Below are 17,358 nucleotides of genomic sequence, written 5' to 3'. Positions count from 1 at the left end.
CCCCGCCTTTTCAGCGCACCCCTGACTGTACTGACAGAGGTGCGCTTTTGTTGCGTCCTGTGGATGGCGAAGCATCTGGGAGAAAGACATGATATCTGAAGCTGACCTGGTGAAGGCCCTGCATAAAGGCGCCTACAAAGCCACAAAGGATTATCTGGAATGGTCCGGCGGCACTTTCCTGAACGAATGCGCCGGAGAAAGCTATATGGTAGCCTCTATGGCACAGGCTGTCATGAAGACATCCTCTCCTCCCCCCTATCTCTGTCTTGAATATTGTCTTTCGACTCTGAAAGACGATTTGAGCCAACCGATTATAGGCCGCCTTCCCGACCATCTGAGAGGTTCGAGACGCATCGACATGGCCATTCTGAACAGAGAAAAACAGCTTAAATTTGCTATTGAAGCAAAGTGCTCTACTGCCTGGGCTGACAATTATGGCAATGATATCGAAAGACTGATACACCTTTGCAGAAAGCTCAGAAAAACATCGACAGCGGGTGCACTACAAGCATGCATCTTCATTGCTTCCGCGTATTCATATAGTACAAATGGGCTAGAAAAGGCAAAAAAACAACTTGATAAAAATATATCGAACTGGGAAAAAAATATCTCTGATATATCTACATATTATCAAAATAATTATAGAAATATTTTTATTGAATTCAATGTCAATAAAAATTTCAATATAAAAGAAATGAGCAATGTGACAAAAGTATCGACCTCATTTTGCTGTATTATCAAATAGGATAGAACATCTCTATTTCCCCGTTCTATGGAGCCTTTTTTATTGCGAAGAAGACTCCATATCGTCTATGCATTCTTCTTTTCCCCCTCACAACAAAACAAAAAGGACGCTTTAGCGTCCTTTTTTGTTTTCTCCAATGGCGCAAGCCGTCCCCTGTCCGGCCTGAGACGGGCCGCCCTTTCCCCTCACCCTCCCGCATAAAACCCGAGGAGTGCTGGGCAGGCGTACGGGGAAGGGACTTTTTTTCGCGCTCGCCGGCCACCAAAGGCCGTTCCTCCGGGCCATGCCCGTACGCCAAGGCAGCTACGGATATCGGCGGCAGCGCACGCTGACGTTTTTCCCCTCTTGCTCTAGACCCAGCCCAGGGCCCGCAGCACCAGCATGCAGCACATGGCCATGAGACCGGCCAGGATATCGTCCAGCATGATGCCCCAGCCGGCGGGCAGCCAGCTTTCCGAGGCGTGCACGGGCCAGGGCTTCCAGATGTCGAACAGGCGGAACAGGGCAAAGGCCCAGACCAGCCCGGGCCACGACCACTGGCCCGCGCCCAGGGGCAGCAGGGCGATCCAGACGCCCGCCAGTTCGTCGATGACCACTTCCCCCGGGTCGGTGCGCCCCAGCAGGATCTCGGCCCGGGTAGCGGCCAGACCGCCGGTCACAAAGATCACGGCAAGAAAGAGCAGGCGCCCCCAAAGCGGCAGGGGCAGAAAGATCAGCGGCGCCAGCAGGGCGGCCAGGGCCGAACCGGCCGTGCCCGGTGCCTTGGGCGAAAGCCCGGCGATGCCCAGACGGCAATAGGCCAGGATGCAGGTATTCCAGAATGACATATCTCTCCTCCACGGCTCCACGGTCCGGAGGGCACAGGGACATCCGGCCTCAAGGCCGCCCGCTGCAGGGCGAATGCCCCACAGATCCGGCGTCCCCGACCACGCCCCGAACACGGACGGCCGAGACGATCGACGATGATGGAACGCCACCGGGCCGCAACGGACTCACGAGCGGATGCCTTGCCCCGGCATGAGTAAGGCGGGCTGCAGCGAACAGGATACCGCGCACGGGCGACGTGCCCCCAGGGCATCCTTTCGAGGATTTCCCTTCGCCGCTGCCTGACAGCCCGTGAGGACCTCTCGCGCTCGTCCCGATGGACCATCCCTGTCTTCCGCTACGCCAAGGCGAAGCCCTGCGGCATGGCCCGGGAAAGCGCTGCGGTGCGAGGACGTACGTCCTTTACGGGCCTCTCTGTGACGGCGGAGCCTGGGGCAGTGTAGCGGCTCGGCCCCCGTCTGGCAATGTCCGCCCCTTGACGCCGCAGGAGCTGCCAGCTACAAAGGAGCCCACGCCCGGATGGTGGAATTGGTAGACACAAGGGACTTAAAATCCCTCGGCCACCGGCTGTGCCGGTTCAAGCCCGGCTCCGGGTACCAAACAATATCAAGCGGTTACAGATTTAGATTCTGTAGCCGCTTTTTTTGTTTCGTATTTTTTACAACTATTTTACAACAACTGCACCTTGAACTTTTCCCCGCGCCCCCTCAGCCTCCAACTTTGCAGCACACTCAAAAATTTCCAACGTACGTTTCAAGCATCAACCTCAGCACGCTACGAGGCCGCTGAACGACTTGCACTCCTTTTAAGAAAGGCTTATAAAAAAGGTGCCGGGAGAATGCGCCAACACTCTCCCGGCAGGTACGACGCGATAGCGTCCCCTTAGCGTTACATGGCTAACCGCATAGTTTTTAGCCCCCGCCCGGTGCCCGCCGGACGGGGGCCTTTGTTTTGGTTACAGCCGGGACGAAGCCCGGAGCATCAGACAAAGGAGCGTCAGCAGCGCCAGAAGCAGAATGCGTCTCATGCAGCTAACCTCCCTTACCCGTAAAGCGGGATTTTGCGTCGTACCGAACGCATGGGAAGAAAACCACGTAACACATATACTCTACTTCTTTCAGATGAAGGAATCAACGCTATGGAATCACTATGGCGTGGCCCATCTGTTCGACAAGTGCGATGCGATAGCACCCCTTGGAGCATTTCAGACCGTACGCGGTGCAACAGAGATGCCCCCCAAAGAGGCCCCCAATTTCATAAAAAAGTTCTTGCCCCCCAGACCGGTAAGATGTAATATCTCTGTGTAGGTTCCGTTTTACACGGTTAGCCCCTTGGTAATACATTTAGGCCAATGCATTTTCCCGATAACGTACCCGAATTTTTGGAGGTCACCAAACACAAGGACTTATGCTCATGAAACGTATGACAGCCACTGACCGAGAAACACTCTACCAAGCCCTGTGCGCAGGAAAAACCCGCGAAGACATCATGTGTGAGTTGGGCATTACCCCGGCCCAATTCGCAACAGCGTATGCTCGGCTGGGGGAGGAAAAAGAATTCGTCCCCAGAATTCCACGCAAATCTCCTTGCCGCGTTACCGCAAAAGGCCTGACCATCCCTGCCGCCTTCTTTGCAGAGCACGGGCTCGCGGAAATTTTTTCTCAAGGGACATCGGTTCACGTCAGTGTTCAAGGAGGTACTGTACGCATCACCCCAGAGGCACCCAGTAGTGAAGATGAGGCCACATGCCAAAATGATGCTTAGGAGGAAGTGATATGTCCGAGCATCTTTTTTCTGAGCTGGCATCGCAGGTTCCTCCGATACTGACACGTCGAGATATTGCCCATTATTTTGGGAATCTAATCTCTCCTAGATACCTCGCCAACTTAGATTCTTTAGGGCAAGGCCCCAAAAAACATTATGTCGGCCGTAAAGTCGTATATGCACGAAACGACTTTTTAGATTGGCTGGCAGCACGGCAAAGCTAATCCCAATATGAGTCCACCGAGAAATCGGTGGCTTTTTTTTGCTCTTCTAAAATTGCAAAATCTCTCCTTGTATATAGAAATATAAATTTAGGAGGATTTTACATGATTACAAACCTTCTTAAAGCTGGTTTTCCGACGGTTTTACTCCAAACTTTTGAACCACATAGAACTGAGGAAGAGCTTCGTGCAATAACTGGCTGGCAGATTGCCAGATGGGATTGTCTGCAAGGTATCCGGGGATTTTCCCCGCAATTATTTCACTATGAGGAAATTCAAAATCCTGTTGAAGCGATCTCGTGGCTTACCACTACGAAGGACACGCTTCTCATCTGTCATGGCTTATCCACGTTTCTGGACGACCCTATGGTCTGTCAAGCAGTCCTGAACGCCATTCCTCTATACAAAAGCCTTGGAAATTGTCTCGCTGTCATCGCACCTACCCCCACCTTACCGCAAGCACTTCAACCATTCTTCCACCTCGTGGAAGTAAAGCTGCCAGATGAAGAGGCGCTATATCGCCTGCAAACAGATTTGGGTGAACCTCATAACATTCGGCCAAACCGAAAAGCCGCACGGCTCGCTACAGGGTTGACCGAATTTCAGGCTGAAACAGCCTACTCTCTCAGCCTGATCAAAAAAGGCTACTTCAGCTCAAAGAGCATCACCGAAGCAAAGGCCCAGATGATAAAAAAGTCTGGCCTGTTAGAGATTTATCCCGCTGCGGATATCGCTGATGTCGGTGGCCTATCCCCGCTCAAAGAGTATGTCATCAATCGATCCAAAGCCTATCAGCTTCATTCCAGCTTACCGAAACCTAAAGGTATCTTGCTGGTTGGTGTGCCGGGTACGGGAAAGAGCAAAACTGCTTGTTCCATAGCCTCCATGCTCCAGTTCCCGCTCATCCGTCTCGACATCGGTGCATTGAAAAATGCCCTTGTCGGTGAATCAGAACGACGGATGCGTGAAGCTACCAAAATTATTGATGCTTTCGGAAATTGCGTTCTCTTTCTTGATGAACTGGAAAAAATGTTTTCTGGAACCAAAAGTGGAGGACTCAATGACTCAGGTACCACGATGGGAATGTTCTCGCATTTCTTAACATGGGCCAATGAGCAAAAATCTGCCTTTATTGTAGCCACTGCGAACAACATCACAGAATTACCGCCTGAATTTCTTCGGGCTGGCAGATTTGATGCTATCTGGTTTGTTGACCTTCCATCTCGAAGTGAACGAATGGAAATTATACAAATAATGAATCGCAAATATGGCACATCAATGCCTGTCGAATGGGCAGATAACCTGAATGGTTACACTGGATCAGAAATTGAGCAGATAATCAGAGATTCGTTGTTTGACGGACTCGAAGTAGCTCTAAAATCTTTCATTCCTCTCTCAAGAACTATGAAAGAAGATATCGAACATCTACGCCAATGGGCTCGTTCTAGAGCCAGAATTGCAAATACTCCTGACGAACAACATAGTGAAAAGCGGAAAATACGTCGCACAACAATCATGACTACACCGCCATTTGTACCATCAACCTCTACACATTAGGAGATGAAATGTCACACGTTTCGCACATCCAGCTCAAGATCTACGATCTTAGTGCTATCAAGCGTGCCTGTAGCCGTATGGGATTCCGCTTCATGGAAAACCAAAAAACATACATCTGGTACGGCAAACTCGTTGAACCTGAGAAATACCCTCTGCCCCCTGGTATCACGGAAGAAGAACTTGGTCATTGTGACCACGCCATCCAGATCCCCAATGCACGTTATGAAATAGGCATTATCAAAAGGAACGGCAGCTACATGCTGCTCTGCGACTTTTGGGACAGCAAACTCAAAAGGGCTATAGGGGAAAATGGCGGCCTTCTGAAACAGGCCTACGGTGTCGAAGTCATCAAGGAAGCTGTGCGCAAAAAGCGTTATAGCTATAACGAAAAACAAGTTAACAGCGGTATCGAACTGACGATCACCTTGTAGGAGTAACTTATGAAAATTGTTCAGATAACCGTGACCGCTGATGGTCGTGTCGAAATGTCCACATACGGTTTTCCGGGAAAGTCCTGCGTCGAGGCCACAAAGTTCATGAAAGACCTTCTCGGCGAAGAAACTTTTATCAAAATGAAACCGACGGCCTTTATCCCCTATACCGAGATGAAGAAAGTCATCACCTGCAACAAGGCATAAGGGAGCTCCTTCCAATGGTCACTGCTGAAAACATGTTTCGGGAAGCAGCCTTACTTCAGCTGACGGCCACATGTTGGCAGTTGGATAAAAAATTGCCGCAATCCATGTTGGCCGATGTCGGGAATGTTGATTTCCTGCGAGGACGAAAACTGCTCCTCGCCCCAGACTCTACGGCTCTCATCAAGCAACACATCGGAAAAGCAAGAAATTATCTTCGAAAGATCTCCTTGCCCTTCCCCATCAAAGGCTGTGTTCTGGTGCCGAAAAAGCTGATCCCTGAGATTCAGGAACACCTGAAGGAGATCAAGTGGCATTATAATAGTGCTGTCGAGGACTTCCTCTACTGGTATCCCCAGACGGTCAAAGATGCCAAAGACTCCCTTGGAGAACTCTTCGACGAATGTGACTACCCGACACAGGAAATGATCAAAAATAAATTCCGCTTCCAGTGGCGATATATCACGATAGGCCCATCCGTTTCACGAGTTTTGCCTCCCTCCATCTACAAGGAAGAAGTAAAGAAGTTTCAAGAACTCATGGAGCAAGCGCGCAGTGAGGCGATCACGGCTTTGCGTGAAGAATTTGTCGACCTTGTTACCAACATCGCTGATAAGCTGCAAAATCATGATGATGGCAAGCCGAGAAGGTTACGCGACGCGGCTGTTGAAAACCTCAAACAGTTCCTCGACAACTTCAGCAGCAGAAACATCTTCGATGATGCACAACTGTCTGAACTTGTTGAGCAATGCCGAGGAATTATTACCAACACCAACGCAAACGCCATCAGGGGTAACACCCAGGTCAGGCAAGAGCTCCATCAACAGATGGAAAAATTGCTGACCGGCATTGACGCATCTCTTGAAGACCTGCCTCGACGCAGGTTGCGCTTCGCAGCCTAGTTGAAGGCTTAAAGCCCGTTACCATTTTACCGTGGTGGCGGGACATCCCTCCCGCCACTACGCAGGAGGGAGTATGGAACCTCTGCTGCTTTCAAAATCACGCCTCAATACCTACTGCCAGTGCCCGGAAAAATTCAGGCTCACCTATATCGAGAAAATTCTCGTAGAAAAAACGCCTGTTGCGCTCATAGAAGGTTCGGCACTCCACCATATTGTGGAAAATTGCCTGGTATATGGCAAAGCCATTCCCAACATGGCGGAAGAAGCCTCCAAGGAATTTTGGTCATCCGTCCAGCTTGAAGCTACGGAATATTCCAGTGCTGAAAAACTGGAAGCTGCGGAACGAAAAATCCTGAGTGAAGCAACGAGATTTCTTGAAATGATCGGCGGCTTGAACACATACCAGATGGAAACGTACTTTGAGCATCCACTGGTACATCCCGCAACCGGGGAAGTCGATCACAGCGTCATCTTGCGTGGTTACGCGGACATCATTGATGCTCCCGCCCAAGACATCACGCGAATCATCGATATCAAGACTTCGGCCAAGTCTCCCCATGAAGAACAAGCCAATCGTGCCCTTGAACTGACGGTCTACGCCTATCTGATGGCGTGCACCTTCGGCTTCCAGATCTCCATACCGGTCAGCTTCCTGTACCTTGTTCGTACAAAGGAGCTCAAGGTTGTCTGGCTGCATTCAGAACGCTCCATGCCGGACTTTATGGCCGCATATCAGGAAATATCCAGTATCGTCAAAGCGATACGACACGGATTGTTCTGGAAAAACAGGGGGCTCCATTGCGGATGGTGTATGTATCAGAAACTATGCTTTTCCCCACAACATACCGCTTAGGAAGGATCAGCATGGATTATGCATTCTGTTCCGCCGAAATCACGGAGCTTTCAAAAGCCCTGATTGCGGTACAAAAAGATTTGAAACCCGCGCTCAAGGATGCCGTTAACCCCTTCGTTCATAACTCCTACGCATCGTTGGGAAGTATCATGGACGCTTGCCGAAATGCTCTTATCGAACACGACGTACTGCTTACCCAGTATCCTGTTCCCGTGGAAGGAGAGTATCTCGGTCTTGTCACCAAGCTCGTCCACGCAAAAAGTGGACAATATCAGGCTTCATTAGCGGTTATCCCGCTAGCCAAACATGATCCCCAAGCAATGGGAAGTGCCATCACCTACGGAAGAAGGTACGCACTTTCCGCGATGCTGGGTATCCTTCCCGAAGAAGATGATGATGGCAATGCTGCCTGTAATATTATGGAGCCATCGCCCAAAAGACGGACATCACACCCCGTTGGGGCATCCAGAAAACAGGCCGCAGCTCCGGTACAGGCAAACGTTCAAAACCGCCCTTCCCTCAGCGCACTCCTTGCTGATCTGGGACTGGCGGAATTGACACATTGTTACCGTGCATACTTGCAAGACCAGTATGGTTGCGCTCCCGACAGGCTTCCCTCCGAAGTCTACAGCGAGCAAAAAGACCACCTGGAACGCTGCAAAAAAGAACCGCTTACCTTGCGTAACTTTATGCGGACTCTGCACAGTTATAAATTAGCATAAAAATCATTGTTTGCATGAGGTTACAGTTACAGTAAAAACAAAGTCCCAGCTAATCGCCGGGACTTTTTTAACGAAAATTACGATTATATCTTTAGTAAATATTTCGAGTATGTTAATAACCTAATAATTTCACGACATTTATGTGCGATAAGATTACATGAACGAAAAACGCCATGCTCTAAATGTCAATCACCGCAAGTCGTCAAGAATGGAAAAGCTCTAGGAAAACAAAGATATAAATGCAATTTGCTCCTTGCAATTTACGAGACTGACTCCTCGTGGCCGGCCTGTACAAGAAAAGGCTATGGCAGTGTAACCTTGTACAAGGGTCTTTCAATACTGGCTATCGTAAGGCTCATTGGGGTTTCTCCGACTGCTGTTTTGAAGTTGATAAAATTATTTGCAAAAACACATTCAGAGCAGATCACAAACTGTGTACCTTGAGCAGAACAACGGAAGATAGAGGCATTGGTTTGCGAGTTTCAGGAGGAAATCAACAGTCGTATCTAAAACTCTTGAAATGATAGACCTTACAATGGCACTTTTTTACCAGATTCCATGTCAATTGAATCTGAAAGATATAACATCTTTATTTAGTTAACACACTCATTCTTCTTTCAGGTATGCGGAGATTTCATCATATGCTTTTCTTCCAAACTTGGAATAGTAATAAAGCATCTGCCCAGCTTCCATTTTATCCTGATAAACGAGACTTAATAAAATTAGTGTTTTTTGATCATTTGGCAATTCAGACCAAGAGCATTTCTCCAAATTCAGAATTTTGCAACCATCACCATAGTCGAATAAATTTTCTTCGTAGTCATAATGATCTAGCATAACTATCATATCAGAAGAATCACCCATTGTTTCACGCCACGAAGGGTAAATGTTATCCCTCCGCAAAACACCATAGCCGGTTTCGAAGTTTGGATTAATAGTTTTTAAAATATCGCCCTTCTTAAACGGAACAGGTACATAGATATATGCCATATCCAGATTTTCGTTATCCATTCCGTCTTCGTCGCCGGAATAGCATGAAAATAATTCGGTCATTCGCAAATCCGTATCGAAATCAAACCAAGTATGACTCTCTCGACCATTGTTTCCATTCAGTGGAACAATGGAAATGCGCGCCTTGGTCTTGACATCCTTTATATCCTCATCATCAAAATAGCTCTGTTTTTCAGCTTCGATGAAAGCAAAAGCAGAGTCATAATCAGTAAAATAGAAAAGTTCGTCCGGTTCTGGATATCCTACTTCCTCAAAACTGGCTGCAAAGATTACATTGGAAGCAGTATATCTACTGGAAAGGGCAGCTTCATAGCGCCGAACGGTATCTTCCACCAACTGACGGTTGCTTCGTCTTACGAACTGTCTCTCTCCATAATTGAGTATTTTAAAATCATCCTCGCCGTAACGCTCCAGTAATTCACGCCAAGCTGTCATTTTATCATCAACGGTTCTGTGGCAGCTATGATAAATGAGCACTGCTTGTTCCATTGGTGTAAACTGCGTATTTGCATTATACTCTCGAATATCCCTAGAATCGATAAAATCGAGTATATGAAACATAAAATCTCCTGAAAAATTTTTTTCGAGCGTGCTAACTAAATAATGATGTTATATTTTGCAATATTCGATGTCAATGGAAGCTTGAAATATATAACATCTTTATTTAGTTAACACATCTATTCTTCTTTCAAGTATGCGGCGATTTCATCATATGCTTTTCTTCCAAACTTGGAATAGTAATAGAGCATCTGCCCAGCTTCCATTTTATCCTGATAAACGCAACTTAATAAAATTAGTATTTTTTCTTCCTTTGGCAATTCAGACCAAGAGCATTTCTCCAACTCCAGAATTTCGCAATCATCATAATAGTCGAATAAATTTTCTTCGTAGTCATAACAATCTAGCATAACTATCATATCAGAAGAATCACCCATTGTTTCACACCACCAAGGGCAAATGCTATCCCTCGGCAAAACACCATAGTCGGTTTTGTAGTTTGGGTTAATAGTTTTTAAAATATCGCCCTTCTTAAACGGAACAGGTACATAGATATATGCCATATCCAGATCTTCGTTATCCATTCCGTCTTCGTCGCTGGAATGGCATGGATATAATCCGGTCATTCGCAAATCCGTATCGAAGTCAAACCAAGTACTGTCTCGACGATTTTTTTCATTCAGTGGAACAATGGAAATGCGCGCCTTTGTCGGGACATCCTTTAGATAATCATTATCCAAATACCTCTGTTTTTCAGCTTCGATGAAAGCAAAAGCAGAGTCATAATCAGTAAAATAGGAAAGTTCGTCAGATCGTGGATGTCCTATTTCCTCAAAACTGGCTGCAAAGATTACATTGGAAGCAGTATATCTACTGGAAAGGGCAGCTTCATACTGCCGAACGGTATCTTCCACCAACTGACGGTTGCTTCGTCTTACGAACTGTCTCTCTCCATAATTGAGTATCTTAAAATCATTCTCTCCGTAACGCTCCAGTAATTCACGCCAAGCTGTCATTTTATCATCAACGGTTGTGCGGCAGCTATGATAAATGAGCACTGCTTGTTCCATTGGTGTAAACTGCGTATTTGCATTATGTTCTCGAATATCCTTAGAATCAATAAAATCGAGTATATGAAACATAAAACCTCCTGAAAAACTTTTCGAGTGCGTCAAATAAACACGTTCGATGCTTTTTTAGATAGCTATAAAGACATCAATGCTATAAATAAGTTACGACTACCTCATATCCTTTATTTTCTCTTATGAATTAATCGTTTCCTATTATTTCTATTTTTATAATCTGACAAATCAACAACTTTTTCCTCAGGAGAATTTTTCTTTCTTTGTTTACAACCAATTGCGTTATGTGCAATTGCAATTTCAGGATTTACATATGTCTTACCAATATTTACAGCCTGCTTTGCAATGGCTCCAGCAACATTTTTAGCTTCTGCAACATCTCCAGAGATAATAGTTCTTGCCCCCATAAAATCAGATTTTATCATCGCTCCAAATTGATCGGCATACAATCTAATGAACTGCAAAGACAATCCAAGAATAGAACAGATGGCAAAAATTACACCAAATATCCCCATAGCTTTATCAGCATCAATCGCATTAGAAATCCCCACAAAGATTACGGCAATCCATATGAAACCAGCCAAGCTTCTCGCACCTACAAATGAAAACATAACTGCTGCTAACAGCAAATGCTTTCCAGTAATACCATGAATATCAGCAAAAGATAATACATCTGATTTACATGAATTAGTAAATATAGAGAAAAACATAGCCGTAACTAAAACAGATAACACCAATAGTATCCATTCCGAAATATAATAACCTACGGTTCTATTCTCTTTGCAAAATATAATTTCAGATTTTACACGAATAGTCATTGTCATTATATAAATAAAAGAAAAAAGAGTAGTTATAAGAGTAGGCTCAAGGGAAAGTTTTTTTTCGATTTCAACAACGTAAAATATAGTATCAGTATAAGAATATTCTACATATCCAAGTACAGCTGATATCGTCAAAAAAAATATGGCTCCATATTTTTGTATCTCTGAAGATGAGAGTTTGCTGATTTTCCTTACAGCCAAAGATGATATCGGCTTATCAACATTTTCATCTTCAAAATTATTTATATCCGAGCAATGCCTACTCCCAATATCATCTGAATTATCATCCAGATTACGCGTGCTATATTTTTTCATCTTATCGACATTTTCATCTTCGAGTTTATTCATATCCGAACATTGTCTACCATCAATATCATCTGAATTATCATCTATATTACTCGTACCATTTTGGTAAAAAACACAATTTTTAACAGAAATACCAACAGTCTTAGCTCCAATTCCATTCAATACATCTGTATCATTAAAAAGAAATCCTTTGCGTATCAATCCTTTTGTATAATAAATATTATAAGAAATACTTACCATAACCTGAATAACTATAAATATCAAATAAAATGATTGAAATCCACAAGACTGAATAGCCAAACAACCTAACTGAACAGCAATTAACTCAAGACCACTCCTGATATCACCGCGCGCAAACATAGGAATCCATGCCAAAAACAAAATCGGCCAACTAAAGCCAATAAATCCATTTTTTGATTTACCTGTTTTTGGATTATACATCTTAATACGCTTTTCCATACTTGTCCTCCCGGGCACGCCAGAAAACAGCCCAAAAATTTTGCATATAATTGTTTAGTATACCAGCACTGCACATAATGCAATCCATCCTGATAGTAAGGCTGGATGGAAGATTACCCCAAACTCACCGAGGCCGTAGCCAACGTGCTGACTCGCCTACGGGAAGATGCAGGCCTGAGCAAGCGCAAGCTGGCGCTCCTCACGACAATCGACCGCGTTTATTTGTTGCAGATCGAACAAAAAAAGTATCGACCAACACTGAACGCAATTTTTTTGCTCGCGCAAGCTTTTGGTATTTCGCCCGGCTACATGGTCACGCTGATTGACAGGGAATGCCAACGCCTTGTTAACGCTCCCTCTGCCTCTGAAGAATGACCTTGGCCTCGCGCAGATATGTGTCGCATATACGGACGGGTAAACGCTTAAAAAGCCTGAACACGACACAAGCGCTCGTCAACTCTCTGTTTTTGCAAAGATTTTTCAATAAAAAAAGGCCACTACGCCCACAAAGATACTGTGCGAATGGAGGAAGGTCTTCACATACGAGCTCACACCACGGCACAAGCACACTTTGTGGAGAATTTTCAAACAGCCGCACCAGATATGCGACGGCCTGTGCCCGCTGAGTGCGAAAAGGCCCACAATCATCTTCAAGACGGCAAAGATCATGGTAGTATCCAAGGGCTTGCCGTTGCTCCTTCCTCTGAAGGCCCATAAAAACAGCATACTCCAAAGCCTGGGCTTTCAGCTTATGAAAGCCGTTGCAAGACAGAATCTCGTGCAGCACCTTCTCCAGCTCATTCCACTCCCGTCTATTGCCAAGCTCGTAAAGATATTCCATGACCGCTTTCGTTTGAGAGGACTCTGGCAGCGATGCGAAAATCGGGATCATCGTATTCCTCCTGGGGATGATCCTCCAGCTTATTCCGGGTTTGCTGTTTTGAGTCAAGAGCTAACCTATTTCTATATGAAAATCTTAATTTTTTTGTACCCATGTAAATTTACTGTATAAAAATTTTTTTAATAAATATATAGGGACGCCTGTCGGACATAGTGCAAGATGCACCAAAATCATACTATAAAAGTATGATTCTAAAAGCCCTCATACTTTGATTCTAAGCCTTCAAACAGCATGCTGATGACCATTGAGCCATCTTCCTTGCTGAAACTCGCTTAGAATCATTTTTTATTCAAATATTATCAGTAAGTTACAAAAATCTCCATGCAACTGAATAAAAAGATTCACACGCGATGAAGGTTTATGAAGATAGATGATAAAATATGATGGTCAGTTGTCAGCCTTTTGAATGTCCTCCCAAGTGGAGATCACCCCCTGTTTCCGGGGGAGATTATGGATGGGACGTTGGCCTATCGGTCTCGAACCGGCCCAGCCAAAGGAGAAGCTTTTCTAAAGATACACTGTGTCGGCACAAATCGATATATTCCCCGGCAGAACATGATGTATACGCGACATGGCCTGATAGGAGTTATACCTATATTCCACGGCAAAAAGTCGTAAGAAAAAAATCGCAGGGGAAGATAATGAACAAACTCGACAATTCGCGTCCATTTGATATCTGGATTTGGTCGAACAAACCAGAAGTAAAAGAAGCATGTAACTTTATAGACAAAAAATTTCTCAGCACTCAAAAAAATCTATCCAAAAAGAAACTTAGATACCATCTCCGCATAATATTAACAGATCTATTTGTTGTAAAGCAAGAAGATCCAACAAAATATATTGCTATCAGCCGTTCTAAAAACAGCTATAGAAATTTAAAAAGGCTAAAAAATCTATTCCTTCAATATAAATATACAATTTATATTCTCGATGTTCTCGAATCACATGGATACATAGAACAGCACAAAGGATTTAATTCTGATATAGCTAAGAGACAGACACGAATCAAAGGAACTGAAAAACTTTTTAGACTATTCAGAAAATACAAAAGTGATTCTGGTACAATTATAAAACGGAATATCCCTGTCATTTTACGCGATAATGATAAGCATGAAATGAACTATAATAGCGACAATCAACAGGTAAAAAACATAATTTTAAATACAAATAGAATTAACAAGATGCTCTCTAGACATATTATAAAACTTGATCCAGAGATTCTTTGGGATGAGATAAAGAAATCAAATACAAATATATCAAATATTGAACTTGAGAATAAATACAGGAGAGTTTTCAATAATGGGAGCTTTAATGAAGGTGGGCGCTTTTTCTCACACTGGAGTCAAAGAATTCCCTCAAAATATAGGCAGTACATCACAATTGATGGAGAAGACACAGTAGAACTGGATTATTCATGCCTTCATCTCTCGATGTTATACGCCATCGAGATGATACAACTTCCTGAGACAGATTTATATTTACTTGATGGAATACCAAAAACTCTACGAAATGTAATAAAAAGCGCCGTCAATATTTCCATAAATGCACCTGATAAAACAAAGGCCGTCCAAGCACTCAACAAATATCGCAGAGACAATGAGTACAAATATAGTGAAGATGATAATGCTCAGCCGGAGAATCAACCAAAGGTACCGTCTATTGATATTATTGACAAGATACTCAAAAGACATGCCCCAATTCAAAAGTATTTTTGTAGTAGTTATGGATTAAAATTACAAAATTTTGAAAGCAATATCGCCGAGAAAATTCTTCTTCATTTTTATCGAGATGGTAAATGTGCTCTCTGCATACATGATAGTTTTATAACAAGCAGCAAAGATGAATATTTACTTCGCCAACTGATGATGAATGAATTTTATGAAACTTTTAAAACTTATCCGAGAATTTCGAAAAAATAGTATTCAACAATTTATCGTAAAGAATTATAATATTTATTTTACATATATTTTTTATCATTTTTTCTTATTATTGTCTATTTTTATCAAATTCATTTTTATAAATTACAAGTTAAGTTTATAAAAAAACATTTTTATTTTTTCATACCTAATTAAAAAAATATTATTTAGATAATACATCTAAAAGCTTTTTTATACTAATAATTTTTATCCCCCCCTAAAAAATACACCTATATACTTTTTTTTGTTACTCTAGACCTATGCTACAACCAACTACCATCGCCTCCTCCTACTCTATCTACCCTATTCACCTATCTATCTACCATATATATACTCCCCCCTCTCTTACCATTACTAGTACAAAAAAAATTGATTTTAGCCCCTATTGATGGGCTTTTCAGTATCCGTTTTGTCGGAGGCACTCATAGAAGCCAATAGAGGTTGGCATGTGAATGCTCCTGTGTATACTTTGTATCACGATATAAAGATGTCACTTAATCAAGTATACTGCTAGATATTACCCCCCCCCAAAAAAAAATCCTTTCAAATAAGAATATCACTTCCGGCAATATACCAGGAAGTATCATCTATTCAAAGCAGATAGCCTCCAAGCGAGAAAGCGTTCTGAAACTACGGCTAGCACTAATTCTAATTTTGATTGGCTGAATAGGATAAATTATTTCATCAACGAGCATTAGCAAAGACATCAAAAATACAAGTTCAGGCTCCTCATTTTTTGAGGAGCCTTTTTCTTTATTTTTCCAAGAAATCAGTTGAGAAAATAATACACTGTATTTTATATAAGCAATCATATTGAATACTTCCATACAAGAGATGTTGATCTTGATAATCAGTCGAAACCTCTTAACTTAAACAAAATCCTTACAAAGGATGAAACAGAAAAATTATTATACAACTAACCTCAAAATATTCTTTGAATAATTACGATCTGTACCGCATCGTTGAAAATCCAGAAGAACAAGCAACAGTACGATTGGATATTATTAATCATTTAATAGGAAAGAGCCTCTTTCTATACGAACAAAAAAGCCCTGCCAAAGCAGGGCAATATTCGATTTCACCATTGTAGCATTATTTTTCTTTGAATTTGTCAATAACGGCCTGCAATGATTCCGCATGAAAAGCGAAAATCATCAATTTTCGCAGAGCATCTGGATCGGAAGTATTCGCAAGATAAGAAGTCACTGTCTGGGGCAGGACCCCAAAACGAGATTCCAGAAAAGCGTGCAAGGCCGATCTGATCCCTCTAGCTTCCCCGATGGAGATACCTTCAGTCTTTCCTTGCTTGATATACTCGTCTTTCCACTGAGCGGCACGTTCTTCTAACATGGCGTCTACCTCTCGTAAGTCTTGAAATTCAGGAATTTCCTCGGTGATCCCGGAGCGTTTCAGCACGACACGGCTCAGCCACACTGTAAACGCACGACGCAAAAGCAAGTATTTAGGTTCATGAAGTCGGGTTATCAATTCCTTAACTATCTGTCGAACCTGTTCCGGCTCCTGCGCCCGTTCCAGTTTCAGAAGCTGCGCCACAAGGCCCTGGCTTTTGTCCAGCTCATCCCCTGAAACACGGCTCTCATCCAGCAGAAAATGACGGTGCTGGGGACAGTAGTGCTTCAGACTGTCTGGCATGGGCGCAAACAAGGTCGCCACCTCTTGCGGAGCTTTCCACGCCTTGCCTCCATTGTATATAACAATAGGAAATACAGGCGGCAAGCCTTCACCTTCATGCACCTTTCCCGTCTTGACGAGATCAAGCAGTAATAGCGCCGTATAGGACAGTGTTCTCAATGCCATCCAGTAATCTGGTGTGCTCTGGAACTCCAGAACTAATGCTACATAGCACCAAGCGCCCTTTTTCCAGCCGATGCGCCAGACAATATCGTCATGACGCTCCCGCAAATCATCCGTTACATAACTTCCTGAACAGCGTTCGAGCGTTGAGAAATCTAGGTCTTCAATGAAATCAGCGGGTACAAAATCCCGCAATAGAGATTCCACCATTTCAGGATTGCTGAAAAACTGCTTGTACGCAGAGTCATGCGGTATCCGTTCTTTTCCCATGTGAATATCCTATCTGAGTAAAGCTTGGTAGTAAGCGAAGAACCCGATGAAATGA

General features: G+C 43.8%; 19 protein-coding genes and 1 tRNA gene. 13 read left to right on the top strand and 7 right to left on the bottom strand.

All coding sequences use genetic code 11. The features are described 5' to 3' along the window. Positions 1 to 88 precede the first annotated feature (88 nt). The gene (locus DESPIG_RS13900; RefSeq protein ID WP_006008894.1) at positions 89 to 745 is read left to right on the top strand and encodes a hypothetical protein; all 657 of its coding nucleotides are present in this window, start codon (positions 89 to 91) and stop codon (positions 743 to 745) included. Positions 746 to 1,095: 350 nt separating this feature from the next. On the opposite strand, the gene DESPIG_RS11480 is transcribed toward DESPIG_RS13900, so the two are convergent. After that, the gene (locus DESPIG_RS11480) at positions 1,096 to 1,572 is read right to left on the bottom strand and encodes a phosphatidylglycerophosphatase A family protein (RefSeq protein WP_006008892.1); all 477 of its coding nucleotides are present in this window, start codon (positions 1,570 to 1,572) and stop codon (positions 1,096 to 1,098) included. 511 nt (positions 1,573 to 2,083) lie between these two features. On the opposite strand from DESPIG_RS11480, the gene DESPIG_RS11475 reads away from it, so the two are divergent. From DESPIG_RS11475 to DESPIG_RS14560, 10 genes are all read left to right on the top strand, one after another. Beyond that, positions 2,084 to 2,169, top strand: a tRNA-Leu gene (locus DESPIG_RS11475). A gap of 814 nt (positions 2,170 to 2,983) precedes the next feature. Beyond that, positions 2,984 to 3,334: an AbrB/MazE/SpoVT family DNA-binding domain-containing protein gene (locus DESPIG_RS13895; protein ID WP_147588984.1), complete on the top strand. Its 351-nt coding sequence runs from the start codon at positions 2,984 to 2,986 to the stop codon at positions 3,332 to 3,334. Positions 3,335 to 3,345: 11 nt separating this feature from the next. Continuing rightward, entirely contained in the window at positions 3,346 to 3,558 is a 213-nt protein-coding gene (locus DESPIG_RS13890; RefSeq protein ID WP_147588983.1) for a hypothetical protein, read from the top strand. A 102-nt stretch (positions 3,559 to 3,660) separates the two neighbouring features. Beyond that, positions 3,661 to 5,112 carry an AAA family ATPase gene (locus DESPIG_RS13360; RefSeq protein ID WP_147588982.1) on the top strand — a complete coding sequence of 484 codons (1,452 nt, stop codon included), beginning with the start codon at positions 3,661 to 3,663 and terminating at the stop codon, positions 5,110 to 5,112. 8 nt (positions 5,113 to 5,120) lie between these two features. After that, positions 5,121 to 5,543: a hypothetical protein gene (locus tag DESPIG_RS11470; RefSeq protein ID WP_006008889.1), complete on the top strand. Its 423-nt coding sequence runs from the start codon at positions 5,121 to 5,123 to the stop codon at positions 5,541 to 5,543. Positions 5,544 to 5,552: 9 nt separating this feature from the next. Further along, on the top strand, positions 5,553 to 5,750 hold the full coding sequence (locus DESPIG_RS11465; RefSeq protein WP_006008888.1) for a DUF2997 domain-containing protein: 198 nt from the start codon (positions 5,553 to 5,555) through the stop codon (positions 5,748 to 5,750). A gap of 14 nt (positions 5,751 to 5,764) precedes the next feature. Further along, positions 5,765 to 6,649 carry a DUF3150 domain-containing protein gene (locus DESPIG_RS11460; protein ID WP_006008887.1) on the top strand — a complete coding sequence of 295 codons (885 nt, stop codon included), beginning with the start codon at positions 5,765 to 5,767 and terminating at the stop codon, positions 6,647 to 6,649. Positions 6,650 to 6,722: 73 nt separating this feature from the next. Further along, positions 6,723 to 7,502 (top strand): RecB family exonuclease, encoded by a 780-nt coding sequence (locus tag DESPIG_RS11455; protein ID WP_006008886.1) that lies wholly within the window; start codon positions 6,723 to 6,725, stop codon positions 7,500 to 7,502. Positions 7,503 to 7,513: 11 nt separating this feature from the next. Beyond that, positions 7,514 to 8,224 carry an ERF family protein gene (locus tag DESPIG_RS13355; protein WP_006008885.1) on the top strand — a complete coding sequence of 237 codons (711 nt, stop codon included), beginning with the start codon at positions 7,514 to 7,516 and terminating at the stop codon, positions 8,222 to 8,224. A gap of 87 nt (positions 8,225 to 8,311) precedes the next feature. Next, a complete protein-coding gene (locus DESPIG_RS14560) occupies positions 8,312 to 8,668 on the top strand; it encodes an IS1/IS1595 family N-terminal zinc-binding domain-containing protein (RefSeq protein WP_422698319.1) in 357 nt (118 codons plus the stop codon). A gap of 162 nt (positions 8,669 to 8,830) precedes the next feature. Here the strand turns inward: DESPIG_RS14560 and DESPIG_RS13885 are convergent, their stop codons facing one another. From DESPIG_RS13885 to DESPIG_RS13875, 3 genes are all read right to left on the bottom strand, one after another. Next, positions 8,831 to 9,796, bottom strand: coding sequence for a hypothetical protein (locus tag DESPIG_RS13885; protein WP_147588981.1), 966 nt, complete (start codon positions 9,794 to 9,796; stop codon positions 8,831 to 8,833). Positions 9,797 to 9,912: 116 nt separating this feature from the next. Further along, positions 9,913 to 10,875 carry a hypothetical protein gene (locus tag DESPIG_RS13880; RefSeq protein ID WP_147588980.1) on the bottom strand — a complete coding sequence of 321 codons (963 nt, stop codon included), beginning with the start codon at positions 10,873 to 10,875 and terminating at the stop codon, positions 9,913 to 9,915. A gap of 110 nt (positions 10,876 to 10,985) precedes the next feature. Further along, positions 10,986 to 12,401, bottom strand: a complete 1,416-nt coding sequence (locus tag DESPIG_RS13875) for a hypothetical protein (RefSeq protein ID WP_006008881.1) — start codon at positions 12,399 to 12,401, stop codon at positions 10,986 to 10,988. A 105-nt stretch (positions 12,402 to 12,506) separates the two neighbouring features. On the opposite strand from DESPIG_RS13875, the gene DESPIG_RS13350 reads away from it, so the two are divergent. Next, entirely contained in the window at positions 12,507 to 12,776 is a 270-nt protein-coding gene (locus tag DESPIG_RS13350; protein ID WP_006008880.1) for a helix-turn-helix domain-containing protein, read from the top strand. On the opposite strand, the gene DESPIG_RS11425 is transcribed toward DESPIG_RS13350, so the two are convergent. Continuing rightward, a complete protein-coding gene (locus DESPIG_RS11425; RefSeq protein WP_040370036.1) occupies positions 12,748 to 13,293 on the bottom strand; it encodes a hypothetical protein in 546 nt (181 codons plus the stop codon). The genes DESPIG_RS13350 and DESPIG_RS11425 overlap by 29 nt on opposite strands. A gap of 650 nt (positions 13,294 to 13,943) precedes the next feature. Between DESPIG_RS11425 and DESPIG_RS13870 the strand changes: the two genes are divergently transcribed. Further along, the gene (locus DESPIG_RS13870) at positions 13,944 to 15,221 is read left to right on the top strand and encodes a hypothetical protein (RefSeq protein WP_006008873.1); all 1,278 of its coding nucleotides are present in this window, start codon (positions 13,944 to 13,946) and stop codon (positions 15,219 to 15,221) included. 584 nt (positions 15,222 to 15,805) lie between these two features. Here DESPIG_RS13870 and DESPIG_RS13865 read toward each other — a convergent pair. Further along, positions 15,806 to 16,030 carry a hypothetical protein gene (locus DESPIG_RS13865; RefSeq protein WP_147588979.1) on the bottom strand — a complete coding sequence of 75 codons (225 nt, stop codon included), beginning with the start codon at positions 16,028 to 16,030 and terminating at the stop codon, positions 15,806 to 15,808. Positions 16,031 to 16,310: 280 nt separating this feature from the next. After that, positions 16,311 to 17,303: an Rpn family recombination-promoting nuclease/putative transposase gene (locus tag DESPIG_RS11420; RefSeq protein ID WP_006008870.1), complete on the bottom strand. Its 993-nt coding sequence runs from the start codon at positions 17,301 to 17,303 to the stop codon at positions 16,311 to 16,313. Positions 17,304 to 17,358: the final 55 nt, after the last annotated feature.

Origin of the sequence: Desulfovibrio piger ATCC 29098 (assembly GCF_000156375.1) — a bacterium.
Classification (GTDB): domain Bacteria; phylum Desulfobacterota; class Desulfovibrionia; order Desulfovibrionales; family Desulfovibrionaceae; genus Desulfovibrio; species Desulfovibrio piger.
Note: the sequence above shows the minus strand (reverse complement) of the source record. Positions and strands in the feature narration are given on the sequence as shown.

What these genes read in the sequence shown, in the direction of transcription:
- DESPIG_RS13900 (WP_006008894.1), top strand. Translation starts at nt 89, where the DNA reads ATGATATCTGAAGCTGACCTGGTGAAGGCCCTGCATAAAGGCGCCTAC.
- DESPIG_RS11480 (WP_006008892.1), bottom strand. Translation starts at nt 1,572, where the DNA reads ATGTCATTCTGGAATACCTGCATCCTGGCCTATTGCCGTCTGGGCATC.
- DESPIG_RS13895 (WP_147588984.1), top strand. Translation starts at nt 2,984, where the DNA reads ATGAAACGTATGACAGCCACTGACCGAGAAACACTCTACCAAGCCCTG.
- DESPIG_RS13890 (WP_147588983.1), top strand. Translation starts at nt 3,346, where the DNA reads ATGTCCGAGCATCTTTTTTCTGAGCTGGCATCGCAGGTTCCTCCGATA.
- DESPIG_RS13360 (WP_147588982.1), top strand. Translation starts at nt 3,661, where the DNA reads ATGATTACAAACCTTCTTAAAGCTGGTTTTCCGACGGTTTTACTCCAA.
- DESPIG_RS11470 (WP_006008889.1), top strand. Translation starts at nt 5,121, where the DNA reads ATGTCACACGTTTCGCACATCCAGCTCAAGATCTACGATCTTAGTGCT.
- DESPIG_RS11465 (WP_006008888.1), top strand. Translation starts at nt 5,553, where the DNA reads ATGAAAATTGTTCAGATAACCGTGACCGCTGATGGTCGTGTCGAAATG.
- DESPIG_RS11460 (WP_006008887.1), top strand. Translation starts at nt 5,765, where the DNA reads ATGGTCACTGCTGAAAACATGTTTCGGGAAGCAGCCTTACTTCAGCTG.
- DESPIG_RS11455 (WP_006008886.1), top strand. Translation starts at nt 6,723, where the DNA reads ATGGAACCTCTGCTGCTTTCAAAATCACGCCTCAATACCTACTGCCAG.
- DESPIG_RS13355 (WP_006008885.1), top strand. Translation starts at nt 7,514, where the DNA reads ATGGATTATGCATTCTGTTCCGCCGAAATCACGGAGCTTTCAAAAGCC.
- DESPIG_RS13885 (WP_147588981.1), bottom strand. Translation starts at nt 9,796, where the DNA reads ATGTTTCATATACTCGATTTTATCGATTCTAGGGATATTCGAGAGTAT.
- DESPIG_RS13880 (WP_147588980.1), bottom strand. Translation starts at nt 10,875, where the DNA reads ATGTTTCATATACTCGATTTTATTGATTCTAAGGATATTCGAGAACAT.
- DESPIG_RS13875 (WP_006008881.1), bottom strand. Translation starts at nt 12,401, where the DNA reads ATGGAAAAGCGTATTAAGATGTATAATCCAAAAACAGGTAAATCAAAA.
- DESPIG_RS13350 (WP_006008880.1), top strand. Translation starts at nt 12,507, where the DNA reads ATGGAAGATTACCCCAAACTCACCGAGGCCGTAGCCAACGTGCTGACT.
- DESPIG_RS11425 (WP_040370036.1), bottom strand. Translation starts at nt 13,293, where the DNA reads ATGATCCCGATTTTCGCATCGCTGCCAGAGTCCTCTCAAACGAAAGCG.
- DESPIG_RS13870 (WP_006008873.1), top strand. Translation starts at nt 13,944, where the DNA reads ATGAACAAACTCGACAATTCGCGTCCATTTGATATCTGGATTTGGTCG.
- DESPIG_RS13865 (WP_147588979.1), bottom strand. Translation starts at nt 16,030, where the DNA reads ATGATTGCTTATATAAAATACAGTGTATTATTTTCTCAACTGATTTCT.
- DESPIG_RS11420 (WP_006008870.1), bottom strand. Translation starts at nt 17,303, where the DNA reads ATGGGAAAAGAACGGATACCGCATGACTCTGCGTACAAGCAGTTTTTC.